This is a genomic window from Streptomyces sp., from assembly GCF_035645055.1.
Taxonomy (GTDB): domain Bacteria; phylum Actinomycetota; class Actinomycetes; order Streptomycetales; family Streptomycetaceae; genus Streptomyces.
This window is the reverse complement of sequence record NZ_DASQNH010000054.1, coordinates 1-17,072: the sequence shown is the minus strand read 5'-3', so window position 1 is coordinate 17,072 and position 17,072 is coordinate 1. Positions and strand designations below refer to the sequence as shown.

Annotated in this window: 17 protein-coding genes; 7 read left to right on the top strand and 10 right to left on the bottom strand. The window is 72.5% G+C overall.

The features are described 5' to 3' along the window. Window positions 1–66 precede the first annotated feature (66 nt). From VE614_RS17760 to VE614_RS17745, 4 genes are all read left to right on the top strand, one after another. On the top strand, window positions 67–2,289 hold the full coding sequence (locus tag VE614_RS17760) for an MMPL family transporter (RefSeq protein ID WP_324937616.1): 2,223 nt from the start codon (window positions 67–69) through the stop codon (window positions 2,287–2,289). Between the two features lie 134 nt (window positions 2,290–2,423). Further along, window positions 2,424–2,939 (top strand): YbaK/EbsC family protein, encoded by a 516-nt coding sequence (locus VE614_RS17755; protein ID WP_324937614.1) that lies wholly within the window; start codon window positions 2,424–2,426, stop codon window positions 2,937–2,939. Then, entirely contained in the window at window positions 2,936–3,781 is an 846-nt protein-coding gene (locus tag VE614_RS17750; RefSeq protein ID WP_324937612.1) for an EamA family transporter, read from the top strand. Before VE614_RS17755 ends, VE614_RS17750 begins: the two co-directional genes overlap by 4 nt. A 120-nt stretch (window positions 3,782–3,901) precedes the next feature. Then, the gene (locus VE614_RS17745) at window positions 3,902–4,180 is read left to right on the top strand and encodes a DUF1876 domain-containing protein (protein WP_324937610.1); all 279 of its coding nucleotides are present in this window, start codon (window positions 3,902–3,904) and stop codon (window positions 4,178–4,180) included. Between the two features lie 7 nt (window positions 4,181–4,187). Here VE614_RS17745 and VE614_RS17740 read toward each other — a convergent pair whose 3' ends face one another. The 3 genes from VE614_RS17740 to VE614_RS17730 all read right to left on the bottom strand — a co-directional run bounded on the left by VE614_RS17740 (window position 4,188) and on the right by VE614_RS17730 (window position 6,636). Next, complete coding sequence (locus tag VE614_RS17740; protein WP_324937608.1) at window positions 4,188–5,354, bottom strand: serine hydrolase domain-containing protein; 1,167 nt, start codon at window positions 5,352–5,354, stop codon at window positions 4,188–4,190. A gap of 47 nt (window positions 5,355–5,401) precedes the next feature. Continuing rightward, complete coding sequence (locus VE614_RS17735; RefSeq protein WP_324937606.1) at window positions 5,402–5,848, bottom strand: organic hydroperoxide resistance protein; 447 nt, start codon at window positions 5,846–5,848, stop codon at window positions 5,402–5,404. 143 nt (window positions 5,849–5,991) lie between these two features. Further along, window positions 5,992–6,636, bottom strand: coding sequence for a TetR/AcrR family transcriptional regulator (locus VE614_RS17730; protein WP_324937604.1), 645 nt, complete (start codon window positions 6,634–6,636; stop codon window positions 5,992–5,994). Between the two features lie 99 nt (window positions 6,637–6,735). Here VE614_RS17730 and VE614_RS17725 point away from each other — a divergent pair, with 99 nt between their 5' ends. After that, a complete protein-coding gene (locus VE614_RS17725) occupies window positions 6,736–7,365 on the top strand; it encodes a DUF5701 family protein (RefSeq protein WP_324937602.1) in 630 nt (209 codons plus the stop codon). A gap of 21 nt (window positions 7,366–7,386) precedes the next feature. On the opposite strand, the gene VE614_RS17720 is transcribed toward VE614_RS17725, so the two are convergent. From VE614_RS17720 to VE614_RS17705, 4 genes are read right to left on the bottom strand one after another with little or no spacing between them, the layout of a single operon-like run. Then, window positions 7,387–7,866 carry a MarR family transcriptional regulator gene (locus VE614_RS17720; RefSeq protein ID WP_324937600.1) on the bottom strand — a complete coding sequence of 160 codons (480 nt, stop codon included), beginning with the start codon at window positions 7,864–7,866 and terminating at the stop codon, window positions 7,387–7,389. Further along, window positions 7,863–8,657 carry an ABC transporter ATP-binding protein gene (locus tag VE614_RS17715; protein ID WP_324937599.1) on the bottom strand — a complete coding sequence of 265 codons (795 nt, stop codon included), beginning with the start codon at window positions 8,655–8,657 and terminating at the stop codon, window positions 7,863–7,865. The genes VE614_RS17720 and VE614_RS17715 overlap by 4 nt, the downstream gene beginning before the upstream one ends. Next, entirely contained in the window at window positions 8,645–9,406 is a 762-nt protein-coding gene (gene cbiQ, locus VE614_RS17710; protein ID WP_324937597.1) for a cobalt ECF transporter T component CbiQ, read from the bottom strand. Before cbiQ ends, VE614_RS17715 begins: the two co-directional genes overlap by 13 nt. A 7-nt stretch (window positions 9,407–9,413) precedes the next feature. Beyond that, complete coding sequence (locus tag VE614_RS17705; RefSeq protein ID WP_324937595.1) at window positions 9,414–10,466, bottom strand: energy-coupling factor ABC transporter permease; 1,053 nt, start codon at window positions 10,464–10,466, stop codon at window positions 9,414–9,416. Window positions 10,467–10,634: 168 nt separating this feature from the next. On the opposite strand from VE614_RS17705, the gene VE614_RS17700 reads away from it, so the two are divergent. After that, window positions 10,635–10,994, top strand: a complete 360-nt coding sequence (locus VE614_RS17700) for an SsgA family sporulation/cell division regulator (RefSeq protein ID WP_324937593.1) — start codon at window positions 10,635–10,637, stop codon at window positions 10,992–10,994. Here VE614_RS17700 and VE614_RS17695 read toward each other — a convergent pair whose 3' ends face one another. The 3 genes from VE614_RS17695 to VE614_RS17685 all read right to left on the bottom strand — a co-directional run bounded on the left by VE614_RS17695 (window position 10,995) and on the right by VE614_RS17685 (window position 16,347). Continuing rightward, a complete protein-coding gene (locus VE614_RS17695; protein ID WP_324937591.1) occupies window positions 10,995–12,668 on the bottom strand; it encodes a penicillin-binding transpeptidase domain-containing protein in 1,674 nt (557 codons plus the stop codon). A gap of 176 nt (window positions 12,669–12,844) precedes the next feature. Beyond that, window positions 12,845–14,470: a penicillin-binding transpeptidase domain-containing protein gene (locus VE614_RS17690; protein ID WP_324937589.1), complete on the bottom strand. Its 1,626-nt coding sequence runs from the start codon at window positions 14,468–14,470 to the stop codon at window positions 12,845–12,847. Between the two features lie 134 nt (window positions 14,471–14,604). Further along, window positions 14,605–16,347 (bottom strand): dolichyl-phosphate-mannose--protein mannosyltransferase, encoded by a 1,743-nt coding sequence (locus VE614_RS17685; protein WP_324937587.1) that lies wholly within the window; start codon window positions 16,345–16,347, stop codon window positions 14,605–14,607. A gap of 62 nt (window positions 16,348–16,409) precedes the next feature. On the opposite strand from VE614_RS17685, the gene rsmI reads away from it, so the two are divergent. Continuing rightward, window positions 16,410–17,072 (top strand): 16S rRNA (cytidine(1402)-2'-O)-methyltransferase (rsmI, locus tag VE614_RS17680; RefSeq protein ID WP_324937585.1); only part of this gene is annotated, 663 nt, incomplete at its 3' end.

Genomic DNA, 17,072 nt, shown 5'->3' with positions numbered 1-17,072 from the left:
CGCTCACGTCGTCGGGCCGACCGTTTCTGCCCTGACCACCCCACGACTGACCGGGAGTACGCCCTCGTGGCCACGTTTCTCTACCGACTCGGCCGGTTCTCGTTCCGGCGAAGGCACATCGTCGCCTTCATATGGGTGGCGCTGCTGACGCTCGCGGGCGTCGGCGCGGCAAGCGCCCCCACCCCCGGCACCACCTCCTTCTCGATCCCCGGCACCGAGGCCCAGAAGGCCTTCGACCTGCTGGAGGAACGCTTCCCCGGCATGAGCGCCGACGGCGCCACCGCGCGCGTCGTCTTCAAGGCGCCGGCCGGCGAGAAGATGACCGACGCCGGCAACAAGGCGACCGTCCAGAAGACCGTCCGGGAACTGGCCGACGGCTCCGAGGTCGCCGCCGTCGCCGACCCCTACCAGGCCAGGTCCGTCAGCCGGGACGGCACGACCGCCTACGCGCAGGTCACCTACAAGGTGTCCGGCATGGAGCTGAAGGACACCACCAAGGACGCCCTGGAAGGCGCCGCCGAGGCCGCGCGGAACACCGGGCTCACCGTCGAGATCGGCGGTGACGCCCTCCAGGCCGTGCCGCACACCGGCAGCTCCGAGATCATCGGCATCGCGGTCGCCGCGGTCGTTCTCGTCATCACCTTCGGCTCGCTGCTCGCCGCCGGACTGCCGCTGCTCACCGCCATCATCGGCGTCGGCATCGGCGTCGCGACGATCACCGCGCTGGCCAGCCCCCTCGACCTGGGCTCCACCACCTCCACGCTCGCCACGATGATCGGCCTCGCGGTCGGCATCGACTACGCCCTGTTCATCCTCTCCCGTTACCGCGCCGAACTCGCCGAGGGCCGCGACCGCGAGGAGGCGGCCGGACGGGCCGTCGGCACCGCGGGCTCCGCGGTGGTCTTCGCCGGTCTCACCGTCGTGATCGCCCTGGTCGGCCTGTCGGTGGTCAACATCCCGATGCTGACCAAGATGGGCATCGCCGCGGCGGGCACGGTCGCCATCGCCGTCCTGATCGCGCTCACCATGATCCCCGCGCTGCTCGGCTACGCGGGCCGCAAGGTCCGCCCGGCCGGCGAGAAGAGCAAGCTGCTCGGCGGCGGGCGCGCCGCGAAGAAGGCGGACCGCCCCAACATGGGCACCCGCTGGGCCAGCTTCGTCGTCCGCCGCCCGGTGGCCGTGCTGCTGCTCGGCGTCGTCGGCCTCGGCGCCGCGGCCGTCCCCGCGACCTCCCTCGAACTGGGCCTGCCCGACGACGGCTCCCAGCCGGCCTCGACCACCCAGCGCCGCGCCTACGACCTCCTCTCGGAGGGCTTCGGCCCGGGCTTCAACGGCCCGCTGATGGTGGTCGTCGACGGCAAGGGCAGCGAGGACCCGAAGGCGCTCTTCGGCGACGTCGCCGGGGAGATCAAGAGCCTGGACAACGTGGTGACGGTGACCCCGCCGGCGCCCAACAAGGCCGGCGACACCGCCACGATCACCGTGATCCCGGGCGCCAAGCCGTCCTCGGCCACCACCGAGGACCTGGTGCACGCCATCCGCGACACCGGTGCCGATCTGACCGCCGGCCAGGACGGCCAGGTGCTGGTCACCGGCGCGACGGCGATGAACATCGACGTCTCGCAGAAGCTGAACGACGCGTTGCTGCCGTACCTGGCGCTCGTGGTGGGTCTCGCCTTCCTGCTGCTCATCGTGGTCTTCCGCTCGATCCTCGTCCCGCTGAAGGCGGCCCTCGGCTTCCTGCTCAGCGTGCTGGCGGCGCTCGGCGCGGTGGTCGCGGTCTTCCAGTGGGGCTGGCTGTCCGGCCTGATGGGCGTGGAGGAGACCGGCCCGGTCATGTCGATGATGCCGATCTTCATGGTGGGCGTGGTCTTCGGCCTGGCGATGGACTACGAGGTGTTCCTCGTGACCCGGATGCGTGAGGCCTACGTCCACGGCGAGAAGCCCGGCCAGGCGGTCGTGACCGGCTTCAAGTACGGCGCGCGGGTCGTGACGGCCGCCGCGGTGATCATGATGGCGGTGTTCGCGGGCTTCATCGGCTCCAGCGAGTCCATGGTGAAGATGATCGGCTTCGGCCTGGCGATCGCCGTCTTCTTCGACGCGTTCGTCGTCCGTATGGCGATCGTCCCGGCGGTGCTCGCGCTGCTCGGCAAGGCGGCCTGGTGGCTGCCGAAGTGGCTGGACCGCGCGCTGCCCAACGTGGACGTCGAGGGCGAGGGCCTGCGCACCGCCTCCGACCGGGACGGCCGCAAGGACCCGGACGAGGACCGGGAACTGGTCCGCGTCTGATCGGTCCGATCACGCTCGCGGCTGGGGACCGGCCGGTGAGGGCTCCGTGGGGACGGGGTGCCCTCACCGGCTTCCTCGTTCCACGGCGCGAAACCCGGTCGCGTGCCCTCTACACACACCGCTAGGTTGCCCGCATGACGAGCGCAGCCACCGACACCGAGGGCCGTGGAGCCCACCCCCGATTCGCCGAGGCCCTGCGGGAGATGGGCATCGCGGAGGTGCTGGAGCGGGTCCGCCGGTTCCCGGACGAGACCCGAACCGCCGCCGAGGCCGCCGCCGCGATCGGCTGCGAACTGGGCCAGATCTGCAAGTCGCTGGTCTTCGCCGCGGACGGGGAGCCGGTGCTGGTGCTGATGGACGGCGCCTCACGGGTCGACGTGGAGCTGGTGCGGCAGGCGCTGGGCGCGCGGGAGGTGACACGGGCCGAGGCCGGCGTCGTGCGGGAGACCACGGGGTACGCCATCGGGGGCGTGCCACCGTTCGGGCACCGGACCAGGACCCGGGTGCTCGCCGACCGGGGCCTGCTCGACCACGACGTGGTGTGGGCGGCGGCCGGGGACCCGCACACCGTCTTCCCGATGGAACCGAAGACGCTCGTCGCGCACGCCGGCGGCACCCCGGTGGACGTCCGCGAGCCGGGTGGCGGGTGACCCCGCTGGTCACCGCGGCGGTCCTGGCGGCCGCGGTCACCCACGCCGGATGGAACGCCATCGCCCACCGCATCACCGACAAGCTCGCCGGGTTCGCCCTCATATCCGGCGGCGGCGCGCTGACCGGGCTGGCGCTCGTGCCGTTCACGGCGGTGCCGGCCGCCGCCGCGTGGCCGTACCTGCTCGGCTCCGCCGCCCTCCACATCGCCTACTACGCCCTGCTCATGCGGTCCTTCCGGCTCGGCGACTTCGGGCAGGCCTACCCCATCGCCCGGGGCAGCGCGCCGCTCGTCGTGACCGTGCTCGCCGCGGTCTTCGCGCACGAGGTGCCCGGCGGCTGGGCCGTCGCCGGGATCGCGCTGTCCTGCGCCGGGCTGACCGGGGTCGCGCTGTGGGGGCTGCGCGGGCGGCGCCCGGACCGGGCCGCGCTCGGCGCCGCGCTGGCGACCGGCCTGACCATCGCCGCGTACACGCTGGTCGACGGGCTCGGGGTGCGCTCCTCGGGCTCGTCGCTCGGGTACATCGCCTGGCTGATGCTGATTCAGGGGACGATCATCCCGGCGTACGCCCTCCACCGGTGGCGCGGCGTCTTCCTCGCCACCGTGCGGCCCTTCGCCGTCCTCGGTCTCCTCGGGGCGCTGATGTCCGTCGCCGCGTACGCGCTGGTGCTGTGGGCGCAGACCCGCGCGGAGCTGGCACCGGTCGCCGCCCTGCGGGAGTCGTCGATCATCGTGGGCGCGGCGATCGGCGCCGTGTTCTTCAAGGAGCGGTTCGGCGTGCCGCGGATCGCCGCGGCCGCGCTGCTGGTCGTCGGGATCGGCCTGATGCTGCGCGGGGGCTGAGAGGCGTCAGGCAGATCCCGGGCGCCCGCGACATCGCTGCATTGCCGGAACGTCCCGATTGGATGCATCCGTACGCCATCAGGCGCACCCTGGAAGCAGGTTCTTCCGGAGGTGATCGTCATGACGATGCACACCGCAGTGGGATGGCACGTCGAGCTGGAGTTCAAGGAGGACGAGCGGCACACCGAGGCCGCCGCGCTGGTACGGCTCCCGGACGGCAGCGAGGTGCGCTCCCACGGCCATGCCAGCAGGCACCACACGGACGCGAATCAGCCCAGGGTCGGCGAGGAGATCGCCGGCGCCCGGGCGCTGAACGACCTGGCGATGCGGCTGCTCACCAAGGCGCACGAGGAGATCGACTCGGCGTCGGGGCGCACCTCGCACCCCATCCACGTGTGAGCGCGCGTCACGTGCCGGTGAGGGCGGTGCGGACCGCCCTCACCAGGGCCTGCGCGCGGGGGTCCGCCGTGACGCTCTTGCGGAAGCCGTTCGTCACATAGCCGAAGGCGATCCCCGACTCCGGGTCGGCGAAGCCGAGCGCGCCGCCGCGGCCCGGATGGCCGAAGGAGCCGGGGGACAGCAGCGGGGACGCGCCGCCGTGCAGCATGTAGCCGAGGCCGAAGCGGGTGTTCACCACCAGCACCCGGTCCGGTCCCGCGGACTGCTCCCGGCGCGCCAGGTCGGCCGTCTCCGGGGTGAACAGCCGGACCCCGCCGTCCACCTCGCCGATCAGGGAGGCGTAGATCCGGGCCAGGCCGTCGGCGGTGGCGATGCCGTTGGAGGCGGGCAGGGCGGCGGCGCGGTAGACCGGGTCGTTCTCGTCGGGGTGCGGGGTGATCGCGCCGAAGGCGCGGCGGGTCAGGGACTCGGGGTCGGCGTAGGCGTCGGAGACGGCGCGCTTCGGGCGGGTCCGCAGGGCACCGGCCGCCTCCTCGGCCGTCACCTGGCCGACCCGGCCCACCCGGGCGGCCTCGGCCGCGGGCAGCCCGAGCCAGAAGTCCGCCCCGACCGGGCCCGCGATCTCGTCGGCGATCCACGCGCCGATCGGCCGGCCGGTGACCCGGCGCACCAGCTCGGCCGTGAGCCAGCTGTACGTCTGCGCGTGATAGCCGTGCCCGGTGCCGGGCTCCCACGCCGGTGCCTGCGCGGCGACCGCCTCGGCGCCGAGCACCGGGTCGGCGGCCTGCGCGAGCGTCAGCGGGTGGTCCAGCGCAGGCACGCCCGCGCGGTGCGCGAGCAGATGCCGTACGAGGGTGTGCTCCTTGCCCGCCGCCTTGTACTCCGGCCACCACGTGCCCACCGGCGCGTCGAGGTCCAGCTCGCCGCGCTGGTGCAGCAGCAGCAGGACGGCGGCGGCGACGCCCTTGGTCGCCGAGCGGACGATCTGGGCGGTGCCGGGCTGCCAGGGCTCGGTGCCGTCGACGTCCCGGGTGCCGCCCCACAGGTCGACCACCTTGTGCCCGTCCCGGTAGACGGTGACGGCCGCGCCGCGGTCGCCGAGTGTGCCGAAGTTTCGTACGAACGCGTCCCTGACCGGCTCGAAGCCCTCGGCCACAGTGCCGTTCGCGTCCACGTCCGTCCTCCTCGTCCTGCGGTACGGGTCCGGTACGGGTCCCCCACTCACCCAAGCAGAATCGTCACGTCGATGTTCCCGCGGGTGGCGTTGGAATACGGGCAGACCTCGTGGGCCGCGTCCACCAGCTTCGAGGCGAGGTCCGGGTCGAGGACCGGCAGGGAGACGCTGAGGGCGACCGCGAGGCCGTAGCCGCGGTGGCGGTTGGGGCCGATGCCGACTTTCGCGGCGACCGTGGAGCCGGTGAGGTCGTAGCCCTCGCGGTTGCCGACCAGGATCAGCGCGTTGTGGAAGCAGGAGCTGTAGCCCGCCGCGAACAGCTGTTCCGGGTTGGTGCCGTTGCCGTCGCCGCCCAGCTCCGGCGGCATCGCCACCTTCAGCTCCAGTTGGCCGTCCTGGCTGGTGACATAGCCGTCCCGGCCGCCGTGCGCGGTGGCCTCGGCCACGTACATGATCTTCGTCGGGCGGGTGTCGACGGCGACGCCTTCGGACACGGCGGGACCTCCCCCAGGGCAGACGCGGCGGCGGGCAGCACACGGACGTGCGGGTGCATCGTGCACAAGGTACTGGTCAGTAGGTACGCCGTGTGCGGCGAGGGGGAGCAACCGCGGGTAACGGCGCCGGGCTGCTCCGCCGGTCAGCGGGCCGGGCGTACCGCGTAGTCGCCGAGGGCGGGTTCCAGGGCCGCGAACGCCGTGTGCGCCTGGCCGGTGACGATCCGGGAGATCTCCTCGTTGGCGCGGCCGTCCAGTGTCAGCCGCAGGGTCTCCTCGAACAGCAGCCGGTGCACGCCGCCCAGCAGGGCCGCGGCCACCCGGGGGCGGATGTCGTCCCCGGCGGCGCCGGTCTCCTCGACGAGGGCGCGGGCCAGCGCCTTCTCGCGGGCGTCGTGGAACTCGCGCAGCCGGGCCACCAGGGCCGGGCTGTCGGTGATCATGCGGGCGAACGGCAGGCCCGAGAAGCCGATCACCGGGTCCTGCTCGGCGGCGGCGGCCAGGAAGGCGCGGCGGAGCGCGGCCAGCGCGGACTCGCCGGGGGCGCGGTCGCGGACGGTGCGGGCCGGCGTCTCGACGAAGACCCCGGCCAGGTCCAGGGCCAGGTCCTCCTTGCGCGGGAAGTAGTTGGTGACGGTCATCTTGGCCACCTCGGCGGCGGCGGCCACGTCCGCGATCGTCACGTGGTCGAAGCCGCGCTCCAGGAAGAGGCGGGTGGCCTCGCTGGAGATCTTCTCCCTGGTCTGGCGCTTCTTCAGGGCCCGCAGGCCGGTCCTCGCATCGGTCATGCCGGGCAGTGTAGCTAGGTCGCGCACAAAATTATGCTTGACATATTTCTAGGTCGAACCTAATTTTGTTCCGTCAACCTCTCCCCTCGAAGGGACTTCATGACTGCACGCGAGTTCGACCGGCAGGTACGCAATCTGATCGAGCTGGGCTACCCCGCCCTGTGCGGGCTCGGCACGGCGGAATTCGAGGCACTGTGCGCGCCCCTGCGCGCCGCGGTGCCCGAGAAGGAGGCGGACGTGACCGCCGGGCGGGTGCCGTTCCTGCTGGTCGTCACCCGCGAGACGGCACCGGTCGAGCGGACGATGCCGCTCACCACGCTGCACGGCAAGAAGAAGCCGGGCTTCGTCGACCACAGCTTCGAGCCCGGCGCGCTGGAGCGGTTCGTCGCCGTCCCGTCGGTGGCCATGCCCGGCCACCGCGCCTATCTCGTGTGCGACGTGGAGCGCGGCGAGGAGTTCTGCGGGGTCGTGCCGAACGACGCCATGGAGACCGTCGCCGGACGTGGCCGCACGCTGCTCACCATCGAGGAGGGCATCGCCCTGATCACCCACTTCCCCGAGGTGCTGGTGAAGAACAAGTGCTTCTCCCTCGGCGGCTCCCGCTCCGGCGACCGCCGAGTCCCGGCGATCTGGATCAGCCAGGGCATGCCCAAGCTGGGCTGGTGCTGGGAGGGCAACCCGCACACCTGGCTGGGGATGGCGTCGGCGGGGACCCGGCACGCCGCGTAGGGGCGGACCGGGGGCGGGCGGTCAGCGGGCGCGGGCCGCCGCCTCCTCGGCACGGTGGGCGAGGTGCCACAGTTCCTCGCGCAGCCGGGCCGCCTCCGCCGCACCGAGTCCCGTCGCCGTGAGCAGGGCGACGGGGACGCGCGCCGCGCGCTCCCGCAGTTCCTCCGCGCGCCCCGTGCCCGCGACGAGCACCGAGCGGTCGTCGTGCGGTGCGCGCTCCCGGCGGACGAGACCGGCGCCCTCCAGCCGCTTGAGCAACGGCGACACGGTGCCGTAGTCCAGCCGCAGCGCGCCCGCCAGCTCCTTCACGGTCGTCTCGCCGCGCTCCCACAGGACCAGCAGCACCAGGTACTGCGGGTAGGTGAGGCCCAGCTCGTCCAGGAGTGGCCGGTACGCCGCGGTCACCGCGCGCTGGGCGGCGTACAGCGCGAAGCACAGCTGCTGGTCCAGGAGCGGCGGCCCCTCGGCCGGCTCGACTCCCTCGTCGTCTCGGCGCGTCACGCGCCCATTGTCACGGACCGCGGGTCGAAGCCGAACGGCAGCTCCAGGCGGTGGGCGCGCATCAGGGCGTCGTCGGACAGCAGCTCGCCGGTCGGCCCGTCGGCCGCGATCACGCCCTCGCTGAGGATCAGGGAGCGCGGGCACAGCTCCAGCGCGTACGGCAGATCGTGGGTGACCATCAGCACGGTCACGTCCAGCGAGCGCAGGATGCCGGCCAGTTCGCGGCGGGAGGCGGGGTCCAGGTTCGACGACGGCTCGTCCAGGACCAGGATCTCCGGCTCCATGGCCAGCACGGTCGCGACGGCCACCCGGCGCCGCTGCCCGAAGGACAGGTGGTGCGGCGGGCGGTCCTCGAACTCCGCCATGCCGACCCGCTCCAGGGCCCGCTCCACCCGGGCCTCCAGCTCCGCGCCCTTCAGCCCGGCCGCCGCGGGCCCGAACGCCACGTCCTCGCGCACGGTCGGCATGAACAGCTGGTCGTCCGGGTCCTGGAAGACGATGCCGACCTTGCGCCGGATCTCCGCCATGTGCCGCTTGCCGACGGGCAGCCCGGCCACCGTCACCGTGCCGGTGCCGCCGGACAGGATGCCGTTGAGGTGCAGCACCAGGGTCGTCTTGCCGGCACCGTTCGGCCCGAGCAGCGCGACCCGCTCGCCCCGCGAGACCGAGAAGTCCACGCCGAACAGGGCCTGGTGCCCGTCCGGGTAGGCGAAGGCGAGGCCGGAGACCTCCAGCGAGGCCGGAGCGTCCCCGGGAGCCGGAGAATCCACAGAAGCGGTCACAGCATCCATCCCAGCAGACAGACGACGAGGGCGGCGACGGGCAGGGCGAGGGCGTACGACCACTGCGCCCGGGACGCGGTCACCTCGTCGATGACGGGCATGGCACCGGCGTACCCCCGGCTCACCATGGCCAGATGCACCCGCTCCCCGCGCTCGTAGGAGCGGATGAACAGGGCGCCCGCCGACTTCGCGAGCACCCCCCAGTGCTTCACGCCGCGCGCCTCGAACCCGCGGGACTCCCGGGCGATCCGCATGCGCCGCATCTCGTCAGTGATGAGATCGCCGTAGCGGATCATGAAGGAGGCGATCTGCACGAGCAGCGGCGGCAGCTTCAGCCGCTGGAGCCCGAGCAGCAGCTCCCGCAGCTCGGTGGTGGCGGCCAGCAGCACGGAGGCGGCGACGCCGAGCGTGCCCTTGGCGAGCACGTTCCAGGCGCCCCACAGTCCGCTGACGCTGAGCGACAGCCCCAGCACCTCGACCCGCTCGCCCTCCGCCACGAACGGCATGAGCACCGCGAACGCGACGAACGGGACCTCGATCAGCAGCCGCTTGAGCAGGAAACCGGCGGGCACGCGCGCGTGGTACGCGACGACCGCGAGCAGCAGCGCGTACACCCCGAACGCCCACATCGCCTCGCGCGGGGTGGAGACCACGACCACCACGAAGGCGAAGACGGCGGCGAGCTTGGTGTGCGGCGGCAGCGCGTGCACCGGCGAGTCGCCCCGCCGGTACAGCCGATGCGCGTGCCCTGCGCCCATGACCGCGTCAGAGCTTCTCGACGGCGGTGGACGACGGCGAGGTATCGCCGGCGCGGCGCCGGCGCACCGCCCAGAACACCGCGCTGCCCGCGACGACCGTCAGGCCGACGCCGATCACCCCGGCGAGACCACCGGACAGGCGGGCGTCGTCGACGTCCTTGACGCCGTAGTCGGCGAGGGGAGAGTCGGAGACCGCGTGCTCCTTGGCCTTCCGGTCGATGCCGTGGTCGGCGGCGACCTTCTCCAGGCCGTCGGGGTCGGCGGAGGCGTAGAAGCTGACGAACCCGGCGAGCACCACGGAGGCGGCGAGCCCGGCGAGCCACACCTTGCGGTGCGAGGTGCGGGCCGCGACCGGGGCCTCGGGGGCGGGCGCGTCGACGAGTTCGCCGCCCACCCGCAGCTTCAGCGGAGCGCGCAGATCGTGGGCGCCGTGGACCAGGTCGGGACGGACGGCGATCACGGCGCCGACGGTGAGCGCGGTGATCGCGGCCTCGCCGATGCCGATGAGGACGTGCACGCCGACCATGGCGCCGGCGACCTTGCCGATGGCGACGTCGGTGGTGCCGCCGATCCAGTACAGGAAGGTGAAGGCGAGGGCCGCGGCGGGCACGGAGAGCAGCGAGGCGACGAACGAGGCGGCGGTGATCGAGCGGCGGGTGCGCGGCAGCACCTTCACCAGGCCGCGGAAGACGGCGTAGGCGACGATCACCGTGACCACCGCCATGTCGGTGATGTTCACGCCGAGCGCGGTCAGACCGCCGTCCGCGAAGAGGATGCCCTGCATGAGCAGGACGACGGATATGCACAGCACGCCGGTGTAGGGGCCGACGAGTATCGCGGCGAGCGCGCCGCCGAGAAGATGACCGCTGGTCCCGGCGGCGACCGGGAAGTTCAGCATCTGGACGGCGAAGATGAACGCCGCGACGAGCCCGGCCAGCGGGGCGGTGCGCTCGTCGAGTTCGCGGCGCGCGCCGCGCAGGCTTACGGCGACGGCGCCCGCGGCGACGACTCCGGTGGCCACGGAGGTGGGGGCGTTGATGAAACCGTCAGGTACGTGCACCGTTCGATGATAGTGGCTTAATGCAAACCCTTTGCAAGAGCGAGGTGATATCGGTCCGGCTGCGGAATCCGTCCGCTCTCCTGAGGCGCGAAACGGAAAATATGGGACATTGGAGGGGAAGTGAGTTCACAGCTTCCGAACTGGTCACGCTGGGTAAGGGGCCGTCCGATGTCTGTAGTCGAGCAGTGCGCGCGAGCCCATGTCCTCACCGACACCGACGACCGGCCGGAAGACGAACAGCGAGTCGTTCCGGTCATCCTCCGGTACGACCCGGACTCCGATCCGCGCTCGGTCCGCATAGACCTGCCGGGCACCCACGAGTGGTCCTTCGACCGCTCGCTCCTCGAACAGGGCCTGCGCGCCCCGGCCGGCTCCGGGAGCGTGCGGGTGTGGCCGTGCGGGCGGGTGCAGGCCGTCGTGGAGTTCCACGACACGGACGGCGTCGCGGTCGTCCAGTTCGACTCGAAGGCGCTGGTGCGCTTCCTGCGCCGCACCTACCTGGCCACCCCCGTCGGCACCACCCGCTGATCAGCCCCCGAGCTTCAGCAGCGCCGCCACGATCGGCCCCGCCGTCTCACCGCCGTGTCCGGCCGCCTGGACGACACCCGCGGCCGCCAGATCGTCCCGGTACGCCGTGAACCAGCCGTTCGGCTTCTTCTGGTTGTCCACCTCGGCCGAGCCGGTCTTCGCGCCGACGTCACCGCCCACCCCGGCCATCGCCTCCGCGGCCGTGCCGTACGCCGCCGTGTAGGACATCAGGTCCCGCAGCTGCGCCAGCGTCGACGCCGACATCGTGCGCGAGGCCGTCGCCAGCGAGCGCCCGTCCACCGACGGGGCGACCAGATACGGCTGGCGGAACACCCCCGACTTCACCGTGGCCGACACCGACGCCATGTTCAGCGGGTTCATCCGCACCCCGCCCTGGCCGATCAGCGCCGCGCCCATCTGCGCCTTCGACTCCACCGGCACCGAGCCGTCGAACGTCGGCACGCCGACCGCCCAGTTGTTCATCGACAGCCCGAACACCTGCTGGGCCTGCTTGGTCAGGTCGTCGTCCTTCAGCTTCGGCGCCTGGCTGATGAAGGCCGTGTTGCAGGACCGCGCGAAGCTCGCCTTGAAGGTGCCGCCCTTGATCTCGAACTTGTCGTCGTTCTGGAACTTCCAGTTGCCGTACGTGAAGTACTTCGGGCACGGGTGCGCCTTGTCCGCCGAGGCCAGCCCCTTCTCGATGAGCATCGAGGAAGTGACGACCTTCATCGTGGAGCCGGGCGCGAGCGAGCCCTGGAAGGCGGTGTTGAAGCCCGGCGAGGAGTTCGCCACCGCCAGGATCTCGCCGGTCGACGGCTTGAGGACGACGACCGAGGCGCGCGCCCTGGCGGCGACCTGCTCCTCCGCGGCGGCCTGCAGCCGGGGACTGAGCGTCGTCCTCACGGTGCCGGGCGTGCCCTCGCTCAGCTCCAGCAGCGTCTTGTCGGACAGCTTCTTCGCCTCGGACGCCTTGCCGCGCACCACCCGCAGCTCGACCCCCGCCGTGCCGCCCGCGGTCTTGCCGTACTTCTCGCGCAGCCCGTCGAGGACCGGGCCCAGCGACGGGTAATTCTTCGTGGTCAGCTCGCCGCCGTCCCGGTCGAGCGCCCTCACCGGCGGGGTGCCGGCCTCGCCGGTGACGAGGGTGTCGCCCTCGCGCAGCTCCGGGTGGACCACCGCCGGCGCCCAGTCGACCAGCGGCCTGCCGTCCGAGGCGCGGCGCACCACGGTCAGCGCGCTGTCGTACACCAGCGGCTTGCTGACGCCCTTGTAGGCGACCGTGCCCTTGACGGTGAACGGCACCCTGTCGCCGGTGCGGGGGCCGGGGGTGAGGGTCACCTTCTCGACATGGGCGTTCTTGGTCCAGCCGGTGAGCAGGCCGGTGGCCGCCGGGGTGTCGTCCGTGACGGCGGCGGCCTGGGCGATATCGCCCTGCTGCCAGGCGGTGAGGAAGCGCTGGGCCGTACCGGTGACCTCGGTGGCGGACAGCGGGCCCGCCGGCACGGACTTGACGTGTGCCTCGGCGGCGCCGGCCGTCCCGTCCTCGGCCGCGGCCCCGCCGCCCAGCAGCGCGTAGGCGCCGACTCCGGCGCCGCCGACGACCACGGCGATCACCCCGCCGATGACGGCGGGTCTCGTCTTCCGTCGCTCGGCGACGCGCCTTCTGTTACCCACTGCGTTCCCGATCCTCCGCGGCGTCCCGGGTGTTCCGGAGCGCCGGTGCCTCTCATGGCCTCTACGGCCCCACAGCCTCCACCGTCTGCAACGACGGCACCACCCTAGAGTCCCGTCCGGCGGGCGTGACATCAGCCACCGCCCGCATTCGGGGAGTCTCGTCCTCAGGACGTCCGTCAGCCGCCCGCGCGGAGCACCGACGCCACGATCGGGCCCGCCGCGTCACCGCCGCGTCCGCCCCGCTGCACCATGGCCGCCGCCGCGACGTCGTCGCGGTAGCCGGTGAACCAGCTGTTGGCCCTGGCCCCGTCCACCTCGGCGGAGCCGGTCTTCGCGCCGATGCTGCCGCTCAGCCCGGCCATCACCTCGGCCGCGCTGCCGCTGGTGGCGGTGCGGTTCATCATCGCCCGCAACTGCTGGACCGTGCTCGCGTCGAGCCCCCGCGCGGTGGCCAGTGCCCGGTCGTCGAAGTCCTGCGGGACGATCACCGGCTGCCGGAAGACACCCGTCGTCGCGGTCGCGGTCACCGACGCCATGTTCAGCGGGCTCATCTGGACCTGGCCCTGGCCGAGCAGGTTGGCGGCGGTGTCCGGGCCGCCGGAGGCCGGGACCGAACCGTCGAAGGAGGGGACGCCGACCTGCCAGTCGTCCCGGCCCAGCCCGAAGCGGTCCTCGGCCTCGCGGGTCAGGGAGTCGACCCGCACCTCGTCGGCGAACTTGACGAAGGCCGTGTTGCAGGACCGGGCGAAACTCTCCGAGAGGGTGGCGGTCTCGTCGGGCTCCATACCCGGCAGGTTGCCGAAGGTCTGGCTCTCCGAGACCGCCGTGTGCGGGCAGGGGGCCGGCCCGTCCATGCTGGTCAGCCCGGTGTCGATGAGGGTCGCCGCGCTGACTATCTTCATCGTCGAGCCGGGCGCCACCTGCCCCAGGAACGCCGCGTTCCAGCCGTCCGCGCGGTTGTTGGCGACCGCCAGCACCTCGCCGGTGCTCTGTTCGACGGCGACCACCGACGACTCGGCGTACTGCCGCACCGCCTTCTCGGCCGCCGCCTGCGCGGTCGCGCTCAGCGTCGTCGGCAGCCGCCCGGCCTCGCCCTCGGCGAGGGTCAGCAGCGACGTGTCGGCCGCCCCGGTCCCGTCCGCGTGCCGCACCACCAGTTCGACGCCCGGGGTGCCGCCGGCCTTGTCGCCGTAGCGCTTGCGCAGCTCGTCCAGGATCGGGCCGAGCGAGGGGTAATCGTCCTCGGTCAGCACCGTGCCGTCGCGGTCCACGGCCTTGACGGGCGGGCTCGCCGACTCCTCCGTGACGAGCGTGTCCCCCTCCTTCAGCGCCGGGTGGACGACCGACGGCTTCCAGTCGACCAGCGCCCGCCCGGTGGTGACCCCGCGGACCACGGTGAGCCGGCTCTCGTACGCCAGCGGCTCGCTCCTGCCGTCGTAGGACACCGTCGCCTTCACCGAGAACGGCACCGTGGCGCCCCGGGCGGTGCCCGGCGTGATGCGGACGTCCGTGATGTGCGCGTCCTCGCCGAAGGCCGTCAGCAGCGGCCCGGCCGCCTCGGCGTTGTTCGTGTAGGAGGCGGCCGTCGTACCCTGGGCCCGCTCCCACGCGGCGAAGAACTTCCGCGTGGTCTCCTCGACCTCGTCCCCGCTCGGCGGACCGGTCCTCACGGGCTGCGAGCCACCGGACCCACCCCCGTCGCCGTTCAGCGCGGACACGATGTTGAACGCCCCGTACCCGGCGCCGCCGACCATCACGGTGAACACCGCGCCGACGATGGCCCCCTTGACCCCCTTGCGCATGCCGCGCTCCCCTCCCCGTTTCCCCGTTGTGTGCCTGGCACTGTAGGCGCGGGGTGTGACACCGAGGACGGATGTTTTTCCATTTGTTAGATACAGCTACCGGGACAGCTGCTCCGGCAGCGGTTTCCGGCCGCTCAGACCCACGTGTCCAGCCACATCCGCGACCGCCAGTCGTCTATCGGGATGGCCGTGCCGGTGTGGATGGGCCAGAAGTAGATGAAGTTCCAGGCGATCAGCAGCACCAGCACGCCCGCGCCCGTGGCCCCCGCCACCCGGCGGGAGTCGCTCGAGCCGGGCGGGCCGACCAGCGCGCCGATCAGCATCGCCACCGCCAGGCACAGGAACGGCACGAAGACGACCGCGTAGAAAAGGAAGATCGTCCGCTCCTGGTACAGGAACCAGGGCAGATACCCGGCGGCGATGGCGCAGGCGATCGCGCCCGCGCGCCAGTCGCGGCGGAACAACCAGCGCCACAGCACGTACAGCAGCGCGAAGCAGGCCACCCACCACAGCATCGGCGTGCCCAGCGCCAGCACCTCGCGCGCGCACTTCTCGCCCGCGTCCGCGGGGCAGCCGTCCGTGCCGGGCGCGGGCGACTCGTAGAAGTACGACACCGGCCGCCCGCCGACGATCCAGCTCCACGGGTTCGACTCGTAGGTGTGCGGCGAGGACAGGCCGACATGGAACTCGTACACCTGGGTCTCGTAGTGCCACAGGCTGCGCCACCAGTCCGGGAACAGCCACGACCAGCTGCTGTCCTTGCCGTCGGTGGCGGCCCAGTTGCGGTAGTAGCCACCGGAGCCGTCGCTCGGGGAGAGGATCCAGCCGGTCCAGCTCGCGATGTAGGTGACGACCGCGACCGGCACCGTCGACAGGAACGCCCAGCCCAGATCGCGCCGCAGCACCGTCGCGTACGGACGCCGCGCGCCCGCCACCCGGCGGGAGGCCACGTCCCACAGGACCGTCAGCACCCCGAACGCGGCCAGGATGTACAGGCCGTTCCACTTGGTGCCGATGGCCAGTCCCAGCATCAGACCCGCCAGCAACCGCCACGGCCGCCACCCCAGGCGGGTGTGCTCCGCCGTCCAGGCGTCCGGGCGGACCCGGCCGTCGGCGTCCGCCGGGAGCGCGGCGGCCAGCCTCTCGCGCGCCTTGTCGCGGTCCACCACCAGACAGCCGAACGCGGCCAGCACGAAGAACATCAGCACGCCGTCGAGCAGCGCCGTGCGGCTCATCACGAAGTGCAGCCCGTCCACCGCCAGCAGCGCCCCCGCCAGACAGCCCAGGAACGTCGAGCGGAACAGCCGGCGGCCGATCCGGCACAGCAGCAGCACCGACAGCGTGCCGAGCAGCGCCGTCATGAACCGCCAGCCGAACGGGTCGAAGCCGAAGACCAGCTCGCCGAGCCCGATGACGTACTTGCCGACCGGCGGATGCACGACGTACGCCGCGTCCCCCGGGATCCGCACCTTGCTCCCCAGGTCCAGGACCAGGTCGTTGGCGTTCTTGTCCCAGTTGACCTCGAAGCCGCGGTGGACGAGTGCCCAGGCGTCCTTGGCGTAGTACGTCTCGTCGAATATCACCGCGCGCGGGCTGCCCAGGTTCCAGAACCGCAGCACCCCCGCGAACAGCGTCACCAGCAGCGGCCCCAGCCAGCCGGACCAGCGCACCAGCCGGCCGGCCGGCCCTTCCGGCACTCCGAGTGCCGCCCACAGCCGCGGGCTCGGCTCGGCGTACGGCGGCACCAGCCGGTCCCGGACGTCGCCGCGGGGGCCCGCGACACAGCCGAAACGGCGCAGCCGCCGCTGCCACGACGGCCGCTGGTCGGAGGCGGCCTGGTCCTGCCGGGTGTCCGTGGAGGACGCGGTACTGGTCACCGCGCCATCGTAGGGAACGGCGCTGTGTGAGTCCCGTGCATGGCCCCTGCGAGGATGGAACCGTGACAGACACTCCCGGAACCCTGGTCCTCGCCGGCACCCCCATCGGCGACATCTCCGACGCCCCGCCCCGGCTCGCCGAGGAGCTGGCCGGGGCCGATCTGGTCGCCGCGGAGGACACCCGGCGGCTGCGCCGCCTCACCCAGGCGCTGGGCGTCACCCCCAAGGGGCGCGTCGTGTCGTACTTCGAGGGCAACGAGACCGCCCGCACGCCCGAACTCGTCGAGGCCCTGCTCGGCGGCGCGCGCGTGCTGCTCGTCACCGACGCGGGCATGCCGTCGGTGTCCGACCCCGGATACCGGCTGGTCGCGGCGGCCGTGGAACACGACATCCGGGTCACCGCCGTACCCGGGCCGTCCGCCGTGCTCACCGCGCTGGCGCTGTCCGGGCTGCCGGTGGACCGCTTCTGCTTCGAGGGGTTCCTGCCGCGCCGAAGTGGTGAGCGTGCACGCCGGCTGGCCGAGCTGGCCACCGAACCACGCACGATGGTGTTCTTCGAGTCCCCGCACCGTACGCACGCAACGCTGCGCGCGATGGCGTCCGCATGGGGTGACGATCGCCGGGCGGCCGTGTGCCGCGAGCTGACCAAGACCTACGAGGAGGTCGTACGCGGGCCGCTGGCGGAGCTGGTGACCTGGGCTGGCTCGGGTGTGCGCGGGGAAGTG